Genomic DNA, 20,902 nt, shown 5'->3' on the forward strand with positions numbered 1-20,902 from the left:
AACGGACGGGCGTCTCCTTTAGCCTCAATCCACCGATCCGGACCCGAATCGGTGACTGATTTTTCGTCGGCCTGGTTTCGTGCATCCGGGCAGGACTGAGGGGCGGGCCTCGCTGCCCCGGGGGTGTTCCACTGGAGTTCCTTGATGGCGCCGATGCCGGCTGTTTGGTCAGGCCGCAGCGACTGCCGGAGGCCCGTGAGTATGGTTGAATAGCGCGTTTCACTGGAGCTGCCAGGGCCAGCCCTGCGGTAGGTGCAGGGTGATCCGGCGGGCGGAGGAAGCGATCCGAGCCGGGATCGAGATGATCTTGCGGCGGATGGTTCCGGTGGTGGCCTTGGCCAGTGAGGGGCCGGTGATGGTCGCGGCGGCTCGGGTGAGGTTGAACGCCATCACTGCGAGTACCAGCCAGGCGGCGTTGGCGGTGAAGATCCCGGAGGGTAGGTGGGCCAGGGCGCTGTTCTTCAGATCCGCGTTGACCTGCTCGATGACCGCGTGAGCGCGGTGGGTCTTGTCCGCGGTGACGGTGTCCAGGGTGCTGGTGGTGAAGAACGCGTGGAACCTGTGCAGGTCGAACAACCCGGGCTGGTCCACGTTCTTCTTGTCCTGGTTCAACTCCGGGATCCGTCGCACCACCAGCCGACCGGGAACGCGTTCGGACTTCTTGCCGGAGGTGAACGCGGTGAAGTCGACCTCAGCGACCTGCGCTGTGGAAACCCAGGTGCCGGTGTCCTCGTCGTAGATCGCCTGGGGGTACTCGATGCCCGTCCAGGCGTCCTCACCGATGCTGGCGATGGCCTTCTTCACCGCCGGGTCCATCCGCGCGGTGACCGACACGTCTGCTCCGGCGCTGATCGCCGCGGCGATGGTGGCGTGACCGTAAAAGGCGGAGTCCGCGCGCACCAGCACCGGCCCCTGATCCATCCCGTGCAGTCGCCTCAGGGTGGCCAACGCATCCCGGACCATCCGCTTGGCCCCGTGTGGGGACCCAGCAGCTCCGCGGCGCAGCCGCTGGGACAAGATCACCGGAGCCGAGGTGCTTGTGCTGGCGGTGGCCAGGATCGCGTTCAGCCCGCGCACTCCTTCAGTAGCCGTACCCGGAGCCCTGCTTGGCGTGACCATGGACCTCGATGATCGTGTCATCGACGTCCAGGAACGTGTACTGGTCCTGGGCCGGCACCAACAGGGGTGCCTGATCGGACAGCCCTTGCAGCACTCTGGAGGCTATCGCGTCCAGCTGCCGGACGTGACCGAAGGTGAACGCGCGCAGGAACGAGCCCAGCGTGGACGGGGCGTAGATCCGGTCGAACAGCTTGGCCATCGCCCCGTGGCGGAGCACCGCCATGTCGTCGATCGAATCCGCTCCGGCAACCATGCCAGCCACCAAGGAGGAGACCTTGGCCCCGGCGTTCGCACCCTTGTCCGACGGCACACTCAACCACTGCTGCGCCAACTGACCCAGACCGGCATTCTGAGCCAGCCGCATGACCGGGACCAAGCCAGAGGTGGACACGAGATTCGGATCATCGAACGAGGCAGACACCGCAGCCGGCGTATGGGAAACTTGCATCTACGGGATGCCCTCTCATCACGGTGGAACAGAACTCTCGACAAGTCCTATTCTCCCTGATCAGACGGGCATCCCGCCCTTAAAACGCTGAGCGGCTCTCACCCCACATCGGTGGATTCAGGCTAAGGCCTGACGTCCGGCTCCCCGGTCACGGACCGCACCACCCGGGCCGGGGAGCCGACGACCACGGAGTCCGCCGGGACGTCCTTGGTCACCACGGCGGCCGCGGCCACCACGGCGTTGTCCCCGATGGTCACGCCCGGCAGGAGCGTCGCATTGGATCCGACCCACACGTTGTTTCCGATCACCACGGGCGCCGGGAGCATGTCCAGGCGGTGCACCGGATCGAGGGCGTGGTTCAGGGTCGCGATGACCGTGTTGTGCCCGATCTGGCAGCCCTCGCCGATCGTGATGCCGCCCTGGTCCTGGAAGGCGCAGCCGGAGTTGAGGAAGACCCGTTCGCCGAGGACGGTGTTCTTGCCGAAGTCGGTCCGGAACGGCGGGAACAGCATCACCGTGTCCGGGACCGGCCGGCCGAAGAGCTCGGACAGCAGCTCCCGGACCCGGGCCGGCTCGTGGTAACCGCCGTTCAGCTCCCCGGTGATGCGCAGCGCCTCCTGGCTGGTGCGGTGCATGACCGCGTGCAGGGGCGAATCGCCCGTGATGGTCTCGCCGGCGTTCAGGGCGTCGAGCAGGTCCTCGAGTTCCATCGCTTCTCCTTGTCGGTCAACAGCTTGGTTTTCAGTCGAGTTTGCGTGGGTATGTGGGCCAAACACCCACCCAAACTCGACTGAAAACGAAAAGGGTGGGGCTCCTTGTCTGGCTCCAGACAACCACCCGTCACCGGGGGCGGGGGAGTCCCTGCCGAGAGGGGTACCGCTGTGGACTCCGTCGCCGTCCCCGGATCTGGCTACGCTGACGTCATGGACAATCGAGCCGAGGTACGCGAGTTCCTCATGTCCCGCCGCGCCAAGATCACCCCGGAGCGGGCCGGGCTGCCGGCGGGCGGGAACCGCCGGGTGCCGGGGCTGCGGCGCCATGAGGTCGCCACCCTGGCGGGGGTCAGCGTGGAGTACTACACGAAGCTGGAGCGCGGCGCGATCGCCGGGGCGTCGGCGTCGGTCCTGGATTCCCTGAGCCGCGCCCTGATGCTCAACGAGACCGAGCGGGCCCACCTGTTCGACCTGGCCCGGGCCGCCGACGGCATCCCGACGTCCGGGCGTCACCGCCGGCCCGCCTCCGCTCCACGTCAGCCACGGGAGAGCCTGCAATGGACGCTGGAGTCCATGCAGGGCGCGGTGGCCTTCGTGCGGAACCCGGTCCAGGACCTGGTGGCCGTCAACCGCCTCGGGCGCGCGTTCTACTCGCCGGTGATCGGCGACGGCGGCCGCACACCCAACCTGGCCCGGTTCCAGTTCCTGGACCCGGCCTCCCGGGACTTCTACCCGGAGTGGGACCGGTTTGCGCACATGTGCGTGGGCAGCATGCGGGCCGAGGCCGGCCGGGACCCCCAGAACCGGGGCATTCAGGACCTGGTGGGCGAGCTGTCCACGCAGAGCGAGGCCTTCCGGACGCTGTGGGCCGCCCACGATGTGCGGACCCATGGCGCCGGCACCAAACGCTTCAACCACCCGCAGGTCGGCGAGCTGGTGCTGGCCTACGAGGAGCTGGCCATCACCGCCGAGGAAGGGCTGGCCGTGGTGGTCTACACCGCCGAGCCGGGCTCGGCGTCGGCAGAGCGGCTGCAACTGCTGGCGTCACTGGCGGCGAGTGAGGTGGAGGCTGACGCCCAGCGAAGGTGACAGAGGTCGACCCGCCGCTGCGTCCGTGTGGGCACGCAGCGGCGGTTCCGGATCAGGCTGTGAACGTGGAGGCGTCGATCACGAAGCGGTAGCGCACATCCGAGGCCAACACCCGCTCCCAGGCCTCGTTGATCTGCTCGGCACTGATGACCTCGACCTCCGCGCCGATGCCGTGCTCGGCGCAGAAGTCCAGCATCTCCTGGGTCTCGGCAATCCCGCCGATCATGGAGCCGGCGTAGGTGCGGCGGCCACCCAGCAGGGAGCCCACGTTCAGGCTCATCGGCTCGGCCGGGGCGCCCACGTTCACCAGGGCGCCGTTGACGGCCAGCAGGCCCAGGAAGGCATCCACGTCCACCGGGGCGCTGACCGTGTTGATGATCAGGTCCAGGCTCTTGGACAGAGCAGTGAAGGTCTCCGGGTCACTCGTGGCGTAGTAGTGGTCCGCGCCCAGGCGCTCGCCGTCCTCCTGCTTGCGCAAGGACTGGGAGAGCACGGTGACCTCGGCGCCCATGGCGTGGGCGATCTTCACGGCCATGTGCCCGAGCCCGCCGAAGCCGACCACCCCCACGCGCTTGCCCGGCCCGGCACCCCAATGCTTGAGCGGGGAGTAGGTGGTGATGCCGGCGCACAGCAGCGGGGCCGAGGCCTCGAAGGGAAGGGACTCGGGGATGCGCAGCACGAAGTCTGCGTCCACCACGATCCCCGTGGCGTAGCCACCCTGGGTGATGGTGCCGTCCCGGTCCGTGGCGCCGTAGGTGCCCACGGAGCCGTTGAGGCAGTACTGCTCATCCCCATTGGCGCAGTTGGTGCAGTCGCCGCAGGAGTTCACCAGACAGCCGACGCCGGCTCGGTCGCCCACCTGATGGGTGGTCACCTCAGAGCCGACCTCCGCCACGATCCCGGCGATCTCATGGCCGACGGTCAGCGGATAGGGCTGCGGGCCCCAGTCACCTCGGACGGTGTGGATGTCCGAGTGGCAGATGCCGGACCAGCGGATGTCGATCCGCACGTCATGGGGGCCGACCGGGCGCCGTTCGATGGTCCCGAGGGTCATCGGGTCGGTGGCGTTGGCGGCGATGTAGGCGGGAACAGCAGTCATCAAGGTCCTTTGCACGGTCTGTCCGGATGGAGGTGGCCGCCGCAGGGGTTGCCCGCCGGGGCCACCGAACCAGTCAACCACCGGACTGACAGGGCAGGGAGTCTCTGGCAGTACCCCTGTGATGGAGTCCTCAGGACAAGGTGAGCCCTGCCATGCAACGCCATCACGCGGCATCATGGGGACGACGACGTCGGCCGTTGCCTGACCGACCGTGAGCACCACCGGTAAGGAGCCCCATGAAGACCGTGCCCCTCGGCAGCACCGAGACCCGAGCGCCCAACATCATCGCCGGCATGATGCGGATCGCGGACAAGACGCCCGAGCAGGTCCGGGCGCTCTACAGCGCGGCCCGGGAGGCCGGTGTCGACTTCTTCGACCACGCCGACCTCTACGGCTTCAACCACCCCGGTGGCTACCACCACTGCGAACGTGTCTTCGCCGAGGCGCTCGGCCTCAGCAGCGCCGAGCGGGAGCAGATCACGCTGCAGACCAAGACGGGGATCGTGGACCGGGATTGGCACTATGACTCCTCCTACGAGCACATCGTGGCCTCCGCCGAGGAGTCGCTGCGGGCGCTGCGCACCGAGTACATCGACGTGTTGCTCCTGCACCGCCCGGACGCCCTCGTGGAGCCGGAGGAGGTGGCCCGCGCCTTCGACGAGCTGGAGTCCGCCGGCAAGGTGCGGGCCTTCGGTGTCTCCAACCACACCCCGCGCCAGATCGACCTGCTCCAGAGTGCCGTTCGCCAGCCGTTGCTCGTCAACCAGGTCCAGCTCTCCCTCACACACTCGACGATCGTGGCCCAGGGCCTGGCCTCGAACATGGCCGGCCAGGAGGACTCGCTGACCCGTGACGGCGGGGGGATCCTGGACTACTGCCGCCTCCACGGCATCACTGTCCAGGCCTGGTCACCCTTCCAGAGGGGCGCCCAGGGTGGCGTGTTCTTCGGCTCCGAGGACCACCCGGAGCTCAACGCGGAACTGGACCGGCTGGCCACGCACTACGGCGTCACCCCGACGGCGATCGCCACGTCCTGGATCACCCGTCACCCGGCCAACATGCAGGTGGTGCTCGGGACCACCAATCCGCAGCGGATCGCCGAGGCGGTGGCCGGTTCCGACCTCCCGCTCACCCGGGGCGAGTGGTACGGCCTGCTCCAGGCGGCCGGCCACCACGTCCCCTGACCTGCGGGGACGTGACGAAGAAATTGGCTGTACAGTAATCCGTACAGGAGGAGCCATGAAAACCATCAGCTATACAGAGTCGCGGGCGCGGTACGCAGAAGTCCTTGACGGCGTCGTGAACGACCGCGAAGAAGTGATCGTGACCCGTTCGGGTCATGAGTCCGTGGTGATCGTTTCGCTGGAGGACTACGAGTCCCTGCGGGAAACGGCCTACCTCATGCGCTCGCCGTCCAATGCCCGCCGTCTGCTGGATTCTATGGAAGCCCTGGAGTCCGGCCACGGAACGGCACGTGACCTCATCGAGGATTGACGACGTGCTGCTGATCTGGAGCGAGAACGCGTGGGAGGACTACCTGTGGTGGCAAGCGCAGGATCGCCACGTCCTGAAGAGGATCAATCTTCTGATCAAAGACATCCAGCGGAACGGCAACGAGGGGATCGGCAAGCCAGAGGCCCTCAAACACAACTTCGCCGGGTATTGGTCGCGACGCATCACGGATGAGCACCGGCTCGTCTATAAATGTGCAGACGACGAAACGCGCATCGCGGCCTGCCGATACCACTACGGCTGACAGCGAGGGCAGGCAGCGGGTCACCACGTGCCCTAAGACTGCTCCGGGGATCCTGTCCCGCCCCGGGCGGCGATGAGCTGGCCGTAGCCGGACTGGAACGTGGGGTGCTCCAGGCTGCCCAGGAAATCCAGGAGCCGCGCGCCGTCCAGGACAGTGCCGGTCGCCTCTGCTGGCTCGATGGCCGGTGGTGGCGGGACCCCGAGTCGGTGGGCGATGTAGGTGATGACCTCGCCGAGCGGTGCCGGTGCCTGGTCCACCGCGTGCAGCAGGCGGGGCGGATCCTCCGTGATGAGCAGGGCGTGCAGGGTGCGGACCAGGTCGTCCTCGTGGATGCGGTTCGTGCGGCGGGCGTACTGGACCGGGGCGCCCTCCAGGGCCTTGCGCAGCAGCATCTCGCGCCCCGGCCCGTAGATCCCGGCCGGGCGGAGGATGATGGCGTCGAAGAGTTCCGTGGCCAGCCGCTCCCCCTCGAGCAGGGTGGTGGCGCGCGGGCCCATCGGGGCGGGCGCGTCCTGCTCGGTGAGGGGCCGGCCGTGGGTGTGGCCGCCGAGCACGCGGGTGGAGGAGACCAGGACCACGCGGGGTGGGACCTGCGGCAGAGCGGCGGCGAGGTTCCGCAGCGAGGTGAGGTAGCCGTCGTCGTGCCCGGGATTCTGGGCGGGCTCCGAGCCGGGCGCCGGGCCGGCCAGAGGGGCGGACACCGGACCGCCGGGAGGCAGGGTGATGACCATGGCGTCCACGGCCGGCAGGGCGGTGTGCACGGGCGCCTGCAGGTCCACCGGCAGGACGGTGAAAGCGGCGGGAAGCCCGGCCGTGGTGCGGCGCAGGGCGAACACCTCCCCGCCGTCCGCGGTCAGACGCTCCCCGAGCCGGGTGCCGAGGGCGCCGCAGCCCACGAGCAGGGTGCGGCCGGGGGTGCGCTGGGAGGGGGGAGGAGCGGACATTCGCGCAGTCTATCCGCGCCGGCCTCCGTCATGCGCAGGGTCAGACGCTGAAGAGCTGCCGGTCGGCGGCCAGGGTGTAGGGCCCGTCGTAGGTGTCGGCGATGCCGGCCAGGTCGGCATCGGAGAAGACGCCAGCCATGTGGCTGACCACCACCTTCTTGACCCCGGCCTCAGCTGCGATCCGCCCGATCCCCTCGGGCGTGGTGTGGCTGGACTCCAGGTGGTGCAGGAACTCCTCGGTGAAGTCCTGGTCCCGGTAGTAGTCCATGTTCACGACCTCGTGGACCAGGAGGTCGGCGTCCTGGCTGAGGCGGACCATGTTGGGCGTTTCGGCGGTGTCCCCGGAGAAGGTGATCACGCCATACTCCGTCTCGAAGCGGAACCCGAAGGACGGGAACACCGGCAGATGCTCCACCAGGGTGGCCTTCACGAGCACGCGGTCGTCCTCGTAGATGGTGAACGGCTCCATGTCCGGGACGGGGTTGCGGTCCGGATCCGCCCGCGGGCGCCGGGGCAGCTCGATGTCCACGCCCTCGAAGAGTTCATCGAGCGGGATCCGGGCCTCGTCCGTGGTGCGGATGTTGATGTCATAGGCGTTGGCGCGCATCAGGTTCTGAATGACGTCCCTCATGCCGGTCTGCGGCGGGGAGACGACCGGCCGGATGCCCCTGGGCAGGCGGGCGCGGCCGGGGCCCATGATCCCCACCCGGGAGGTGACGCCCTGCACCGGGGTGTCCCAGTTGTAGAGCATGTAGGCGGTCAGCTCGGAGATGTGGTCCGAATGCAGGTGCGTGACGAACGCCTGACGCAGCTTGTTGCCGGTCAGGCCCGCCTCCGCAGCCTGGCGGGGCATTCCCAGTCCGAAGTCCACCAGGTAGTGCAGCCCATCGACGACGACGGCGCTCGCGATCCCGTGCCGGGTCCCGCGGATCGCCGGTCCGGCAGCGGTTCCGAGGGTGACCAGGTGCATGCCGTCATCAGGCACCGTCTGCGCTGAGGCGAGCACCGGTTCGGCTGCGGCGGCAGCTCCGACTCCGAAGAATGGCGCGGCCACGGCGGCCGCACCCCCGGCGCCGAGGACGGTCCGTCGCGAGGGGCGGTGGGTGGCGGTCATGGTTCCTCCAGGGGTGAGTCGGCCGATGCGGAGCCTGTCGGGCGTGACGGGCGTCACGCTGCCAGCAATCACTATGGAGGGAGGTGGGCGCGGATTCAAGGGGGACCGGACGCGCCGTACACCAGGTCGGCGAGCTTGCCGGCAGCCTCCGCGGGGGCGCACAGGCCCAGGCCGGGAACGAGGGTGGCGTCCGCCGGGGATGGTGCGGACGCCACCGTCGAATCCGAGACGGTGCGTTGGGGCCGATCGCCTACTGGACCAGCTCGACCCCGTCCACCAGGTACGTGGGAACCGTCGTGGAGCCGCCGATCTGGGTGTCGTAGGAGTAGGACGGCCCCACCGTGGCCAGGACGAACACCTCATCATCGGCCACGAAGTCGCTCAGGGCCTCGCAACCGGCTCCGCCCTCGCCCATGAACATCGAGTTGTGCTCGTAGTCCCATGAATCGGCCATGTTCGTGTAGGCCGTGTTGCCACGGAAGATGCAGTCACCCGTGGCCGCATCGAACTGCGTGATGTTGGCATAGATCTGGACTTGGCGGCCGACGTGGCTGTCCGGATTCTTGGTGATCAGGGCCAGATCGCGCGTGCCGAGTTTCTCGTAGTCCGCCGGATCGGCCGGGATGTCGGGTTCCTCCGTGGGGGTCGGAGTCGGAGTCGGGGTCGGGGTCGGAGTGGGCGTCGGGGTGGCCGAGCTCGAGGTCGGTGACGGTTCCGGCGTCGGCGAGGTGGACGTCTCGGCCTCCGCGCGCTCCGCGCTACGCGTGGGCACCGGCGACTGCCCTGTTGTGGTCGAGGCGGTCTCCTCTCCACTGGCGTTCAGGGCGCCGATCGCGGCACCCATGACGACGGCGATGGCCAGGGCGAATGCCCACCAACGCCGGTACCAGGGCTTTTGCGGGGTGGGGGTGGGTGTTGGGGTGTGCGGGGAAAGCGGTTTCATGGGTTTCTCCTCTGGAGTTAAGGGGCGACATTTGGCCCGCCAGCTGGTGTGCCGGGGGTGCTGGGTCGATGACGAGTAGAGGCTATGGAGAGGCGCGGACAAGATAAGCAATTCACCGAAACTACATTGGTGTGGTTATCAAGTCCGGTTTTCGAGGTGCCGAATGCGGGACGGATGGCACCAACAACGGCGGCCTCCACACCGGGGATGGTGTGGAGACCGCCGCTGTGGAGATGGCGCGTTCGGGGTGATCGTCTACTGGGCGGGTCCGGTCCCGTCTGCCGACCCTGCCGACCCTGCCGACCCTGCCGACGGTGCTGTGGCGCCACCGGTCCGAGGGCGGGGGGCGGCGCGGTCGTTCTCCTGTGCCGTGACGCTCCCGGTGTCGGCGAGGTGCCGGATCGCATCGGAGAGGGCGGCTCGGATGGTCTGACGCCTCTGTTCCTCGCGCTGCCCGGGCTCGGCCGGTTCAGGACTGCTGCTCCCCGGGTCCTGGTCAGGACCGCGAGACGGCGCGGGGCCGGGGGGTGGATGCGGGGGAAGCTGTTCCACTGTTGATTCTCCTCAGGGGGTGAAGGGTTCCCTCCGCCCTTTGGCTGGCGTGCCAGGGGCGTCGGGTGCTGACGAGAATCACGGTAGGAACAGGTACGGACAAGATAAGGGTTTCAAGAAAGTGCGTTGTGAACTACACCAGTGTTGTTTTGATTGCGTTTCATTCCAGGCCTCGCCTGATCTCCACGGGGATCCGCGGATCTGTACCGCGGCGCCGCGCCCGCGGTCAGGAGTCCTGACGCAGGTTGTTGCCCGCGGTCTCGCCGCCGTCGATGGCGATCGAGGAACCCGAGATGAACCGGGACTCGTCCGAGGCCAGGTAGAGCACCAGCGAGCTGATCTCCTCAACCTGGGCAGCCCGGCCGGCCGGCACCTGCCCGAAGCCGCGCTGGAGGCCGGCGGTCAGGGGCGTCTCCACGGAGCCCGGGTGGATGGAGTTCACCCGGATCCCGTCAGCGCCGAAGTCCAGCGCTGACGTCTTAGTCAGCCCCTGCACACCCCATTTCGCGGCGGAGTAGGCGGCACGGTTCTTGAAGCCGACCAGCCCGGCGATCGAAGAGACGTTGATGATCGAGGAGGTCTCCTGCTGCTTGAGATCCGGCACCGCGGCCTTCATGCCGAGGAACGTCCCGGTCAGGTCGATCTCGATGGTCCGGGACCAATCCTCCACCGTGGCGTCCTCCACGTTGCCGGGCGTGTAGATCCCCGCGTTGTTGACCAGCACGTCCAGCTTCCCGAACTCCCGGACACAGTGCCCGACGGCGGCCGTCCAGCCCTCGAAGTCCGTCACGTTCAGCGGGGTGAAGGCAGCGGCCCGCCGGCCTGTGGAGGCATTGATCTCCTCGGCCAGGGCGGTGCCGGCCTCTGCCTGGAGGTCCCCGATCACGACGCTCGCTCCCGCCGCGGCCAGCGCGCGGGCGTGCGAGGCGCCCATGCCCTGAGCCGCCCCGGAGATCAGCACGACCTTCCCCGCCACACGGCCAGAGAAGCTCGCGGCCCGGGAGGCTGTGTTGTCGCTCGTGACGGGGGTTGCGGCGGCAGGTGCGCTGGTGGCGTTGTCAGTGTCGGTCATGGCCGGAACGCTAGAGGTGGCGCGGACAGGAGTCGCCAGGGTGTTCCATTGATCGGTATGATCGGGGTCGCTCTTCCGACGAAAGGCATGCCGTGGCCAACTCGTCTTCCGGTGAATCCGTCATCCACCGAGTGGTGCGGATCCTGGCGGCCTTCAGTGATGACACTCCGGCCCTTCATCTGCGGGAGTTGGCCCGCCAGATCGACCTGCCGGTGTCCACGGTGCACCGGCTGGCGGCGGAGCTCGAGATCGAAGGGCTCCTGGTCCGGGATGCCTCCGGCCGTTTGCGGCACGGGCACCGACTGTGGGAGATGGCCTCACGCGGCTCCCGGGCGGCCGGCCTGCGAGAAGAGGCACTGCCCATCATGGAGGACCTGCTGGCCCACACCGGTCACCATGTGTCCTTGGGCGTGCTCGAAGGCACCGATGTGTTGTACATCGAGCGGCTGGCCTCCGAGGAATCCGTGGTGAACATCACCAGAATCGCCGGACGCCTCCCCGTCCACGGGTGCTCTGCCGGCCTGGTCTTCATGGCCTTCGCGCCAGAGGTGGATCAAGAGCGGTTCTTGAGCCGGCGGCTGGAGAAGCTGACGGATGCCACCGTCACGGACCCGGACCAGTTGCGGGGCCTGCTCGCCACCATCCGGAAGAACGGGTATTGCTCCATGGCTGGGATCATCGTCACGGAATCCAGTGGCATCTCGGTGCCGATCTTCGCCGGGCGGGAGAGCCCCGTGGCCACCCTCTCGGCGATCGTTCCGCGGGGTCAGGAGAATCTCCCGGGATTGGTGCCGCAGATGCAGATGACCGCCCGGGCCCTCGAACGCCGCCTGGGCCATGATCCCGCCGTGCCCGGGATGAAGCGTCGGAGCCAGCCCGCCAGTCGCTGATCGCCGGGCCAGGATGTTCCCGTGACCTCCATGTCCCGATGAACGGACCCTCGTGTTCGAATCAACGGGACACCCCCTCTTCGTGCGGACGTGATCGGTGTCACGCTCTGGGTCAATGCTTCTGGTGACTCGCATCACCCCAGAACCACCGCTGATCGAAGGAACCACTCATGCGCCTGCTCACCGCAGACCCCGCCGAGGCCGCGAAGACCACGGGCCGCTACGACGTCGTGGTCGTCGGCTCCGGTGCCGCCGCACTGACCGCCGCCGCCACGGCCGCCCGCGCCGGCCAGTCCGTGCTCGTGCTGGAGAAGTCCGAGCTGCTCGGCGGCACCTCCGCCGTCTCCGGCGGCATGCTCTGGGTGGTGGATAACCACTACGCCCGTGAGGCCGGGATCGCTGACTCCAAGGCCGCCGGCCGCGAGTACGTGGAGGCCGTGGCCCGGGGCCGCGGCCGCGCCGAGCTGCTGGACGCCGCCCTGGACCACGGGGACACCATGCTCCGCTTCGCCGAGGACGAGCTTGGCGTGCGCTTCATCTTCCTGGACAACTTCCCGGACTACCGCCAGGATCTGCCCGGTGCCGTCACGGGCGGCCGCACGGTGGAGCCGGAGCTGTTCAATTACCGCGAGGCCCTCGGCGATCTGGCCGAGTACCTGCGCAGCGACGGCCGCCACCCGTACACCATGCAGGAGTACGAGGACTGGGGTGCCTTCACCACCTTCCCCTGGGACGAGCTAAACGAGCGCCAGGCCCAGGGCTATGCCGCCAAGGGCCATGCCCTCGTGGCCATGCTGCTCGCAGCCTGCCTCGAGCGCGGCGTGCAGTTCGCCGTGGACGCCCGCGTGGAGCGGTTGCTGACCACTGGGACCCACGACTGCGGCGCGGGCACCTCCGCGGGGCGCGTGGCTGGCGTCGTGCTGGCGGACGGGACCGAGGTCCAGGCGAACGCCGGCGTGATGCTGGCCGCGGGTGGCTTCGAGTGGGACAAGGCCCTGGCCGACTCCATGCTCGCCACCCGGCTCTACACCATGTGCTCCCCGCCCTCGAACACGGGCGACGCCCTGAAGATGGCCCAGCGCATCGGCGCCATGACCCGCGGCACCCGTGAGGCCTGGTGGGCGCCCATGTCCCTGACCGGTGGGATGCGGGACGGCGAGCAGATCGGCTCGCTGCTGCGCTTCGAGCGCCAGGGCCCCGGCTCCATCATGGTCAACCGCCACGGCCAGCGCTTCGCCAACGAGGCGCAGAACTACAACGACCTGGCGCGCGTGCTGCAGTCCTGGGACTCCGCCAACAACCAGACGCTGAACACCCCGGCGCACGTGGTCTTCGACCAGTCCTACCTGGAGCGCTACGGCATCCTGGACCACCGGGCCGGTCAGCCCACCCCGGAGTGGCTCATCGAGGCACCCACCCTGGCCGAACTGGCGCAGAGGACCGGCATGCCCGCCCAGGCCCTCGAGGCCACGGTGGCGCGGTTCAACGAGCACGCCACAATGGGGGAGGACCCTGACTTCGGTCGCGGCACCTCGGAGTACGACCGCTACTGGGGGGACGCCGAGAACCAGTGGCCCAACCCCTCCCTCGGCCCGCTGCAGTACGGCCCGTACTACGCCCTCGAGGTAGTCAACGGCGCCTTCGGCACCTGCGGCGGCGTGGCCACGGACGGCGACGGCCAGGTGCTGGACGTGGACGGTGCCCCGATCGCGGGCCTGTTCGCCGCCGGCAACACCACCGAGAGCCCCTACGCCGCCGGCTACCCGGGCGCCGGGGCCACCCTCGGCCCGCTGATGACCATGGCCTACCTGGCCGGCCGCCGGCTGGCGGGCCAGCCCGCCGAGTACACCGGGGACGACGCCGTCCACGCGCCGGACGCTGACCGGTCCGGTTCCCGAGACCTCGAGGAGGTGTCCGCATGATCCGGCATATCGTGATGTTCCGCTGGAAGGACTCCTTCACCGAGGACATCCGCGCCCAGTGGATCGATGGCCTGGACAGGCTCCAGGGCGAGATCTCCGGCCTGCTCGCACTGCAGCACGGCCCGGACGTCCTGAAGACGGACAAGTCCTGGGACCACGTCATCATCGCCGACTTCGAGGACCGTGAGGCCCTCGCCGTCTACAACACCCACCCCGCCCACGAGGCCATCAAGCCCTTCTCCCTGCCGAACGTGCGGGACCTGGCCTACGTGGACCTCGAGCTTCCCGCCGGCAACGCCGGCAGCACCCTCACCCACTCCACCCCCACCACCGAGGACGACTCATGAGCACCACCACCCCCTCTCCCACCGGAACCGGCGCCCACGCCGGCCGGACCGGTGCAGCCGACCCGGCCGACGTCGTGACGGAGCACCAGGGCACGCCGAAGAAGGCGGCCCTGGCCTCCTTCCTGGGCTCCACCATGGAGTACTACGACTTCTTCATCTACGGCACCGCCGCCGCCCTGGTGTTCCCGCAGTTGTTCTTCCCGGGCGGCGACCCGGCCATCGCGGCCATCGCCTCCTTCGCCACGTTCGGCGTGGCGTACATCGCCCGTCCGCTCGGCGGCCTGGTGATGGGCCACTTCGGGGACCGGCTGGGCCGCAAGAACGTGCTGCTGGTGACCCTGATGATCATGGGACTGGCCTCCCTGGCGATCGGCGTGCTGCCGACCTTCGACTCGATCGGCATCTGGGCCACCGTGCTGCTGGTGGTGGCCCGTCTGGCGCAGGGCTTCTCCGCCGGCGCCGAGTCCGCGGGGGCCTCCTCGCTGACGATCGAGCACTCCCCGGAGGGCCGCCGCGGCTTCTTCACGTCCTTCGTGATGATGGGCTACGCGGCCGGCATGGTGCTCTCCACCGTGGTGTTCATCCCCATCGCGGCCCTGCCGGAAGAGGCGCTGATGAGCTGGGGCTGGCGGATCCCGTTCCTGCTCTCCATCTTCGTGCTGGCCATCGCCTTCTACGTGAGGACCAAGCTGGACGAGACCCCCGTCTTCGAGGAGGAGGTGGCGGAGGCCGGCGAGGTCAAGAAGCTGCCCGCCGGTGAGGTGCTGAAGTACCAGGGCGGGGACGTGTTCCGCGTGCTGCTGATGTCCGCGTTCTCCGTGATGCAGACGATCTTCACCGTGTTCGGGCTGTCCTACGCCGTGGACCACGGCGGCTTCGAGCGAACGGACATCCTCACCGTCAACGCGGTGGCCGTGGGCCTGTCCATGGTGTTCATGCCGTTCGCCGGCAGGCTCTCGGACCGGATCGGGCGTAAGCCGCTGATGCTGACCGCCATGATCGGCTGCTCCGTGAGCATCTTCCTGTACTTCCTGGCCCTGGGCACCGGGAACATCTGGCTGGTGTTCGCCGCCTCCTTCCTGTTCATGACCGTGCTGTACTCCGGCTTCAACGGCGTGTGGACCTCCTTCTTCGGCGAGCTGTTCGCCGCCCCGGTCCGCTACACCGGCATGGCCATGGGCAACCAGCTGGGCCTGATGGTGGCCGGCTTCGGCCCGATGATCGGCGGCATGCTGCTCGGTGCGGGCACGTTCGGCTGGGTCCCCGTGGCCATCTTCGGCTGCGTGGTGGCCCTGATCGCCGCCGTGGCCTGCTTCTCCTCCCGGGAGACCGCCCACACCCCCATCGCCGAGCTCGGCGAGCCCTACCTCAAGGGCACCGGCCGGATCTGACGCCGGCCGCGACCCCGAACGCTTCCCCGACCTCTGGAGAACACATGACTGAGAACACCCCCGCCGCAGACCGAACCCAGACCGTGCACAAGTGCGACGTCCTGGTGGTGGGCTCCGGCGCCGCCGGCATGGCCACCGCCCTGCGCGCCGCCCATGACGGGCTGAACGTGATCGTGGCGGAGAAGTCCGAGCACTTCGGCGGCACCACGGCCCTGTCCGCGGGCTGGTCCTGGGTGCCGGGCAACCCGAAGGGCACCGCCGCCACGGGGGACACCCGGGCCGAGGCCGAGACCTACCTGAAGGCGCTCTCCGGGGACTGCTACGACGAGGAGGGCGTGGCCGGGTTCCTGGACACCGTGCCGGAAGCTGTTGACTTCTTCGAGGACAACACCTCCGTGGTGTTCTCCTACCCGGAGAAGGCCCCGGACTACCAGATGGACCTGCCCGGGGCGAAGCTCGGCGGCCGCGCGATCCTGCCGAGCGACGCGGACATCCGGATGCTCGGCTCCCGGCGCAAGGAGCTGCAGCCCTACCTGAGCTCCTACACCGTGTTCGGGTACATGCCGCAGGTGGGCCCGGACATGGCCACCATCCTCAAGGCCAACCAGTCCGTGAAGGCCTTCACCTACACCGCCTCGAAGCTGCTGCGCACCTGGGTGGACACCGCCCTGTTCCAGCAGCCCCTCAAGCGCACCAACGGCTCGGCGCTGATGACCCGCATGGTCGCCTCCGCGCTGGACGCCGGGGTGCGGGTGTGGACCTCCACTCCGGTGGAGGAACTGGTGACGAACGACGACGGCGCCGTCACCGGCGCGGTCCTCTCCGGTGAGCGGGCCGGCACCGTGCAGGCCCGGCTCGGCGTGGTGCTGGCTGGCGGCGGGTTCTCCGGGGATGCGGAACTGCGGAAGCAGTACTTCCCGCACGACCGCAATGGCGGGCAGCACTTCACCCCGACCCAGGGCCATGACGGCTCCTCGGCCCGGATGGCGATGGCTGTGGGCGGGCGGATCAACGCGGACGTCTCCTCCCCGGGCTCCTGGGCCCCGGTGACGGTGTTCAAGGACCTGGTCACGCGCGCCCAGCGGCTCTTCCCGCACCTGCGCCAGATCGGGCTGCCCGGCATGATCACCGTGGACAAGCACGGCAAGCGCTTCGGCAACGAGGCCCTGAGCTACCACGACTTCGGCCGGCAGATGCTGGACCACATGTCCGGTGAGCGCGAGGTGTTCGCGTGGATCGTGGGCGATGAGAAGCTGATGCGCAAGTACGGCATCGGCTTCGCCAAGCCAACCCCGATCCCGCGCCAGCTGTTCTACGCCGCGGACTACCTGGTCAAGGGCGAGACCGTGGAGGAACTGGCCGGGAAGATCGGCGTGGACGCTGAAGGGCTGAAGGCCACCCTGGCCACGTTCAACCGGGACGCCGAGGCCGGCGAGGACACCGAGTTCGGCCGCGGCTCCACCGCGTACAACCACTTCCGCGGGGACATGGACCACAAGCCCAACCCGAACCTGGCGACCATCGACAAGGCCCCGTTCTACGCCGCCAAGGTGCGGATGGGGGACCTGGGCTCCTTCGCCGGGATCGACGTGGACTCCCGCCACGCCGTGATCCGCGAGGACGGGAAGCGCATCCCGGGGCTGTACTCCGTGGGTGCCGCGGCTGTCTCGGTATTCGGCGGCGGGTACCCGGGCTACGGCTCGCACATCGGCCCGGCCCTGGTGTTCGGCTACCGCATGGGCCGGGACATCGCCGAGCTCGCCGCCGAGTCCGGCTCCGCCGAGGCCCTGGAGCGGGCCATGGAGGTCAAGGCTTGAGCCTGGCCGATTCGCTGGGGGCCGGCGCCGGGACGTCTTCTGAACAGAGGCCCGACGCCGGCCCCCGGCCGCGTGCCCCGTTCACCCCGGGCGCGGGGCTGGGTGTGGATCCCTTGCCGTTCGCGGGGCGCACGGCGGTGGTGACCGGCGCGGCCGGTGGCATCGGGGCGGCGACCGCCCGGATGCTGGCTGTCCGCGGGGCCGCCGTGGTGATCGGGGACGTGGATCCGCGGGCCGCGGAGGTGGTGTCTGAGATCGAGGGCGCTGGGGGCCGGGCGCTGTCCGTGCGGTGCGACGTGGCCAAGGAGGATTCCGTGGCGGCGCTGATGGATGCGGCTGCGGAGTTCGGCGGCGCGACCGGTGGCGCCGGTGGGTCCGGGAACGTGGACGTGCTGGTGGCCAACGCTGGCATCGCCGAGCGCAAGGGGCACCTGCACGAGCTGGACGTGGACCACTGGCACGCCGTGCTGGACATCGACCTGACCGGGGTGGCGCTGTCCCTGAAGCACGCGCTGCGGCACATGGCTGCTGCAGATGACGGCCGGGGGAGCGGAACCGTCGTGGCGGTTTCCTCGATCCTCGGACTCGTCGGCCAGGCCGGCTCCGCCCCGTACTCGGCGGCGAAGGCCGGGGTGGCCAACCTGGTCCGCTCCGCGGGTTTGGGCTACGCACCCACGGGGATCCGCGTCAATGCAGTGGCTCCGGGCTACGTGGAGACGCCGTTGACCGCCGGGCTGGATGAGTCGGTGCGTTCCCAGATGACCGCCCGCCAGCCGATCGGCCGCCTGGGTACTCCCGAGGAGGTCGCGGAGGTCATCTGCTTCCTGGCCTCGGATGCCGCCGGTTTCGTCACGGGCGCCGTGTGGTCCGTGGATGGCGGATACGTGGCGCAGTAGACAACAAGCGTGATTCACTCAGGGCCGGCAGCAGTCCCGGGGGCAGGCCAGATCTTCCTGCTTGAGGATAAAGACCTGAGCCGCATCTTGAGCATCTCCAACGAGGAGTCGGGTACGCCGATTCGCCGAGTCTTGATCGTCTTCGCGAGTTCTCGCCCGGTCAGCATCAATTGTTCCTTGATGGCATTGCGGCCGGGAGAGTCGCTGCGGACAAGAACGGAACAGGACGCGATGGCCGTTCCAGAACTCATAAAGACGGGCACGGCAATCCCAGACGTCTCCGGGTGCAGCCAGCCGTCAACAGTGACCGAGTGCTCCTGCTGGGCTTTGAGCACGATTTCCTGTAACCGGCCCTTGTCGACCACAGTGTGATCGGTGAATCGCGCCTTCTTCGAATTCAGGACCTCTTGCTGGCGATCAGGAGACGAGAAGGCCGCGAGAACAAGGCCCGGCGAGCAGGCCACCGCGGGCAGCCGGATGCCAGCGCGGGTGACATTGGGGACGGAGCTCGGATCGCCCACCTGCTCGAGATAGACGATGTCGGTCCCCTGGAGAACCGCCAACTGGGCGATGCAGCGAAATCGCGACTGCAGGCGCTCCAGATGAGGAATGGCGGCGTCTCGAAGTTCCAGATGCGTGGAGTTTCGACGAGCCAACTCCCAGAGGTGCAGACCCAGCCGATAACCTCGGCTGCCTTCATCTTGTTCAAGGAAGCCGACTCTGACCAGCTCTTGAAGGATTCGATGGGCAGACGGAAGCGGGATGCCCGTGGCGCGTCCGATCTCTGAGGCGCTCAGTTCAACAGACGAGTCGAAGCTCTCCAGGATCATGGCGACGCGGGAAACCATGGAGGGGGGTACCTGTTGCACCAGCTGCACTCTCTAGTTTGAGGTTCGAGGAGGAGACCAGTTTTCGCGGTCGCCTCCCTAAACCTCCACCGCCGTGGCTCTGATGCCACTCATCACCTACTCTACGAGTTCAGGAACTGCCTGATTCGGTCCAGCAATTCAGACGGCGCATCCAGGTTCGGACTATGAAGACTGTCGATCCTGCTGATGGTGCAGTCCTCGAGCTGTGCCGCAATCCGGTCCGGCCACTCCGGCTCGAACAAGGTGTCGCCATTGGGCGCGACGAGCATGACCGGGCAGGTTGCCGACCGTCCTAGTGCCTCGGGCCAATCATCCTTGACGGTCTGGCGCAAGCTCGCAGGCACAGACACCGAGACGGCCTGGACGGCCCGATAGTGGCCGACAGTGTTGGCAGAGGCGAGCCGGAGATCGAGCTGATCCTCGAAATCCAAGGAGGTGCTGTCCATGAGGTTTCCGAGCACCCGCGCAAGATCGTGTCGCGATCCGTCCCAGAACCCCAGGGTCTCCAGCATGGCCGGGGTCTTCCAGGGACCGCCAGTACCGGCGATGGAGACAACGCGGCGCAGGTTGAAGGAGCCTTCCGCGAGGATGCGGAGGGCCATCGAACCGCCGAACGATGTCCCGACCAGGTTGATCGGCCGGGACTCCTCGAGCTGTTCCAGGAGTGCCGCGACCTGGTCGATCCGAAAGGAGTATGTGCTGCGGTCGAAGAAGACGGCTTTGTCGCTTTCGCCGAACCCCAAGAGATCGGGAGCGATCACATAATAGTCTTCGGCAAATCGCTCCATCAGGTGTCCCCAGCTGACCCGCGCTGATCCGCCCCAGGCGCCGTCGCGCAAGAGGACGAGTGGTGGGTTCTCCGGGCTTCCGACCAACAGGCAATGGGTGCCGAAGCTACCCGTCTGGACGTGGACGTCTCGGACTGCATAAGCGTTGAGCACGCTGTCATCTTTCATGGGTCACGGCCTCCAGATCGACGGGTTCGCTGATGAGTCCCTGCTTCACCATGAGTTCGTTGAGAGTGTCCAGTCCCTCGTAGTCGCTCTCCACGGAGAAGCCGATCGGGTTCAGTTGTTCGATAACGTCAGGGGAGATCGAGGTGTACCGCGCCAGGGTCTTGTTGAGCAGGTCCTTGTCCTCCGCGGCTCGTGCCGTGGCCTCGTCGAGTGCGTCGACAAAGGCATTGACCGTGTCCGGGCTCTCGTTGAGGAACTCCGCGCTGGTCACCCACCCGGCCACCGGGACGTTCTCCGTGGTCCCCTCGAATGCGCTGACAAGCTTCGTGAGGCCGTCGTCAGCGGTGGCCATGGTGACGAAGGGCTCCACCAGCCAAGCGCCGTCCACGTTACCGTTCTCCACGGACGCCTCCATCTGGGCTGGTGGGATCTCCACGAAATCGACACCCGTGACGCCGTGCTCCTCCAGGACGGACCGGGAGGTGATCTCCATGATGTTCCCGAGCCCATTGACGGCAACACGCTTGCCCTTGAGATCAGAGAGTTCGTCGATATCACCGTCGCTCAAGACGTAGATTCCCTGCGCGCCGCCGCGGTCATTCTCTCGGATGATGCTCAGGGGGAGGCCCTTGTCTATGGCTTGGAGCACGGAGGGATAATTCGAGTAGGTGATATCGAGGTCGCCGGACATGACGGCGGGAATGAGTCCCGCTCCTCCGCCGGGTGCATCGGCCAGTTCCACTTCAAGGCCATGCTCCTCGAAGATGCCCTCGTTCATGGCGATCTGGATGGTCGCCGTCTCGGCGAAAGGAATGCTGCCGACCACGACTTTTTCGAGACCGGCAGCTGTTGCACCGGCCTCGGTCGAACTGGCTTCGGTCCCGGACGGTGTGCCGGTGCTGCAACCGGCAACTGAGAGAGTGCCCAGCAACGCAAGGACGGGCAGGAGTTTTTTGTTCATGTTG

The 20,902-nt window shown here is 68.0% G+C and carries 19 protein-coding genes and 1 pseudogene; 10 read left to right on the forward strand and 10 right to left on the reverse strand.

The annotated features are described in order from the left end of the window. Positions 1-219: 219 nt before the first annotated feature. Positions 220-1,567 (reverse strand): annotated as a pseudogene (locus C8E99_RS13045) (IS1380 family transposase). 122 nt (positions 1,568-1,689) lie between these two features. Next, positions 1,690-2,277, reverse strand: a complete 588-nt coding sequence (locus tag C8E99_RS13050) for a DapH/DapD/GlmU-related protein (protein ID WP_115932647.1) — start codon at positions 2,275-2,277, stop codon at positions 1,690-1,692. A gap of 213 nt (positions 2,278-2,490) precedes the next feature. On the opposite strand from C8E99_RS13050, the gene C8E99_RS13055 reads away from it, so the two are divergent. Then, complete coding sequence (locus C8E99_RS13055; protein ID WP_115933482.1) at positions 2,491-3,369, forward strand: helix-turn-helix transcriptional regulator; 879 nt, start codon at positions 2,491-2,493, stop codon at positions 3,367-3,369. Positions 3,370-3,421: 52 nt separating this feature from the next. Here C8E99_RS13055 and C8E99_RS13060 read toward each other — a convergent pair whose 3' ends face one another. Further along, the gene (locus C8E99_RS13060) at positions 3,422-4,468 is read right to left on the reverse strand and encodes an NAD(P)-dependent alcohol dehydrogenase (protein ID WP_115932648.1); all 1,047 of its coding nucleotides are present in this window, start codon (positions 4,466-4,468) and stop codon (positions 3,422-3,424) included. Positions 4,469-4,704: 236 nt separating this feature from the next. On the opposite strand from C8E99_RS13060, the gene C8E99_RS13065 reads away from it, so the two are divergent. From C8E99_RS13065 to C8E99_RS13075, 3 genes are read left to right on the forward strand one after another with little or no spacing between them, the layout of a single operon-like run. After that, the gene (locus tag C8E99_RS13065; protein WP_115932649.1) at positions 4,705-5,652 is read left to right on the forward strand and encodes an aldo/keto reductase; all 948 of its coding nucleotides are present in this window, start codon (positions 4,705-4,707) and stop codon (positions 5,650-5,652) included. Between the two features lie 55 nt (positions 5,653-5,707). Next, positions 5,708-5,962 (forward strand): type II toxin-antitoxin system Phd/YefM family antitoxin, encoded by a 255-nt coding sequence (locus tag C8E99_RS13070; protein ID WP_115932650.1) that lies wholly within the window; start codon positions 5,708-5,710, stop codon positions 5,960-5,962. Positions 5,963-5,966: 4 nt separating this feature from the next. Beyond that, entirely contained in the window at positions 5,967-6,224 is a 258-nt protein-coding gene (locus tag C8E99_RS13075; RefSeq protein ID WP_115932651.1) for a Txe/YoeB family addiction module toxin, read from the forward strand. A 32-nt stretch (positions 6,225-6,256) separates the two neighbouring features. Here the strand turns inward: C8E99_RS13075 and C8E99_RS13080 are convergent, their stop codons facing one another. The 4 genes from C8E99_RS13080 to chcB1 form a co-directional block, all read right to left on the reverse strand. Next, complete coding sequence (locus C8E99_RS13080) at positions 6,257-7,168, reverse strand: Rossmann-fold NAD(P)-binding domain-containing protein (RefSeq protein ID WP_115932652.1); 912 nt, start codon at positions 7,166-7,168, stop codon at positions 6,257-6,259. Between the two features lie 40 nt (positions 7,169-7,208). Beyond that, positions 7,209-8,282 (reverse strand): MBL fold metallo-hydrolase, encoded by a 1,074-nt coding sequence (locus C8E99_RS13085; protein WP_115932653.1) that lies wholly within the window; start codon positions 8,280-8,282, stop codon positions 7,209-7,211. Positions 8,283-8,532: 250 nt separating this feature from the next. Continuing rightward, positions 8,533-9,225 (reverse strand): hypothetical protein, encoded by a 693-nt coding sequence (locus C8E99_RS15940; RefSeq protein ID WP_170144606.1) that lies wholly within the window; start codon positions 9,223-9,225, stop codon positions 8,533-8,535. A gap of 778 nt (positions 9,226-10,003) precedes the next feature. Continuing rightward, positions 10,004-10,849 carry a trans-4-hydroxycyclohexanecarboxylate dehydrogenase gene (gene chcB1 / locus C8E99_RS13100; RefSeq protein ID WP_115932656.1) on the reverse strand — a complete coding sequence of 282 codons (846 nt, stop codon included), beginning with the start codon at positions 10,847-10,849 and terminating at the stop codon, positions 10,004-10,006. Positions 10,850-10,941: 92 nt separating this feature from the next. Between chcB1 and C8E99_RS13105 the strand changes: the two genes are divergently transcribed. The 6 genes from C8E99_RS13105 to chcB2 all read left to right on the forward strand — a co-directional run bounded on the left by C8E99_RS13105 (position 10,942) and on the right by chcB2 (position 18,112). Then, positions 10,942-11,739 (forward strand): IclR family transcriptional regulator, encoded by a 798-nt coding sequence (locus C8E99_RS13105; RefSeq protein WP_115932657.1) that lies wholly within the window; start codon positions 10,942-10,944, stop codon positions 11,737-11,739. Between the two features lie 170 nt (positions 11,740-11,909). Further along, positions 11,910-13,661, forward strand: a complete 1,752-nt coding sequence (chcC1, locus tag C8E99_RS13110; RefSeq protein WP_115932658.1) for a 4-oxocyclohexanecarboxylate 2-dehydrogenase — start codon at positions 11,910-11,912, stop codon at positions 13,659-13,661. Then, positions 13,658-14,008: a Dabb family protein gene (locus tag C8E99_RS13115; protein WP_115932659.1), complete on the forward strand. Its 351-nt coding sequence runs from the start codon at positions 13,658-13,660 to the stop codon at positions 14,006-14,008. Before chcC1 ends, C8E99_RS13115 begins: the two co-directional genes overlap by 4 nt. Further along, the gene (locus C8E99_RS13120; protein WP_170144607.1) at positions 14,005-15,399 is read left to right on the forward strand and encodes an MFS transporter; all 1,395 of its coding nucleotides are present in this window, start codon (positions 14,005-14,007) and stop codon (positions 15,397-15,399) included. Before C8E99_RS13115 ends, C8E99_RS13120 begins: the two co-directional genes overlap by 4 nt. A 44-nt stretch (positions 15,400-15,443) precedes the next feature. Beyond that, the gene (chcC2, locus tag C8E99_RS13125; protein ID WP_115932660.1) at positions 15,444-17,216 is read left to right on the forward strand and encodes a 4-oxocyclohex-2-ene-1-carboxylate 5-dehydrogenase; all 1,773 of its coding nucleotides are present in this window, start codon (positions 15,444-15,446) and stop codon (positions 17,214-17,216) included. After that, positions 17,213-18,112: a cis-4-hydroxycyclohexanecarboxylate dehydrogenase gene (gene chcB2, locus C8E99_RS13130; protein WP_211309048.1), complete on the forward strand. Its 900-nt coding sequence runs from the start codon at positions 17,213-17,215 to the stop codon at positions 18,110-18,112. Before chcC2 ends, chcB2 begins: the two co-directional genes overlap by 4 nt. A 14-nt stretch (positions 18,113-18,126) precedes the next feature. Here the strand turns inward: chcB2 and C8E99_RS13135 are convergent, their stop codons facing one another. The 3 genes from C8E99_RS13135 to C8E99_RS13145 form a co-directional block, all read right to left on the reverse strand. Further along, complete coding sequence (locus C8E99_RS13135; RefSeq protein ID WP_115932661.1) at positions 18,127-18,960, reverse strand: IclR family transcriptional regulator; 834 nt, start codon at positions 18,958-18,960, stop codon at positions 18,127-18,129. A 122-nt stretch (positions 18,961-19,082) separates the two neighbouring features. Next, a complete protein-coding gene (locus C8E99_RS13140; RefSeq protein ID WP_115932662.1) occupies positions 19,083-19,937 on the reverse strand; it encodes an alpha/beta fold hydrolase in 855 nt (284 codons plus the stop codon). Beyond that, positions 19,927-20,898 carry an ABC transporter substrate-binding protein gene (locus C8E99_RS13145; protein ID WP_115932663.1) on the reverse strand — a complete coding sequence of 324 codons (972 nt, stop codon included), beginning with the start codon at positions 20,896-20,898 and terminating at the stop codon, positions 19,927-19,929. The genes C8E99_RS13140 and C8E99_RS13145 overlap by 11 nt, the downstream gene beginning before the upstream one ends. Positions 20,899-20,902: the final 4 nt, after the last annotated feature.

It is taken from the genome of Citricoccus muralis (genome assembly GCF_003386075.1).
Classification (GTDB): Bacteria; Actinomycetota; Actinomycetes; order Actinomycetales; family Micrococcaceae; genus Citricoccus; species Citricoccus muralis.

Bases quoted from the DNA above. Each gene is read 5' to 3' on its own strand.
- C8E99_RS13050 (WP_115932647.1), bottom strand. From the start codon at position 2,277: ATGGAACTCGAGGACCTGCTCGACGCCCTGAACGCCGGCGAGACCATC.
- C8E99_RS13055 (WP_115933482.1), top strand. From the start codon at position 2,491: ATGGACAATCGAGCCGAGGTACGCGAGTTCCTCATGTCCCGCCGCGCC.
- C8E99_RS13060 (WP_115932648.1), bottom strand. From the start codon at position 4,468: ATGACTGCTGTTCCCGCCTACATCGCCGCCAACGCCACCGACCCGATG.
- C8E99_RS13065 (WP_115932649.1), top strand. From the start codon at position 4,705: ATGAAGACCGTGCCCCTCGGCAGCACCGAGACCCGAGCGCCCAACATC.
- C8E99_RS13070 (WP_115932650.1), top strand. From the start codon at position 5,708: ATGAAAACCATCAGCTATACAGAGTCGCGGGCGCGGTACGCAGAAGTC.
- C8E99_RS13080 (WP_115932652.1), bottom strand. From the start codon at position 7,168: ATGTCCGCTCCTCCCCCCTCCCAGCGCACCCCCGGCCGCACCCTGCTC.
- C8E99_RS13085 (WP_115932653.1), bottom strand. From the start codon at position 8,282: ATGACCGCCACCCACCGCCCCTCGCGACGGACCGTCCTCGGCGCCGGG.
- C8E99_RS15940 (WP_170144606.1), bottom strand. From the start codon at position 9,225: ATGAAACCGCTTTCCCCGCACACCCCAACACCCACCCCCACCCCGCAA.
- chcB1 (WP_115932656.1), bottom strand. From the start codon at position 10,849: ATGACCGACACTGACAACGCCACCAGCGCACCTGCCGCCGCAACCCCC.
- chcC1 (WP_115932658.1), top strand. From the start codon at position 11,910: ATGCGCCTGCTCACCGCAGACCCCGCCGAGGCCGCGAAGACCACGGGC.
- C8E99_RS13115 (WP_115932659.1), top strand. From the start codon at position 13,658: ATGATCCGGCATATCGTGATGTTCCGCTGGAAGGACTCCTTCACCGAG.
- C8E99_RS13120 (WP_170144607.1), top strand. From the start codon at position 14,005: ATGAGCACCACCACCCCCTCTCCCACCGGAACCGGCGCCCACGCCGGC.
- chcC2 (WP_115932660.1), top strand. From the start codon at position 15,444: ATGACTGAGAACACCCCCGCCGCAGACCGAACCCAGACCGTGCACAAG.
- C8E99_RS13135 (WP_115932661.1), bottom strand. From the start codon at position 18,960: ATGGTTTCCCGCGTCGCCATGATCCTGGAGAGCTTCGACTCGTCTGTT.
- C8E99_RS13140 (WP_115932662.1), bottom strand. From the start codon at position 19,937: ATGAAAGATGACAGCGTGCTCAACGCTTATGCAGTCCGAGACGTCCAC.
- C8E99_RS13145 (WP_115932663.1), bottom strand. From the start codon at position 20,898: ATGAACAAAAAACTCCTGCCCGTCCTTGCGTTGCTGGGCACTCTCTCA.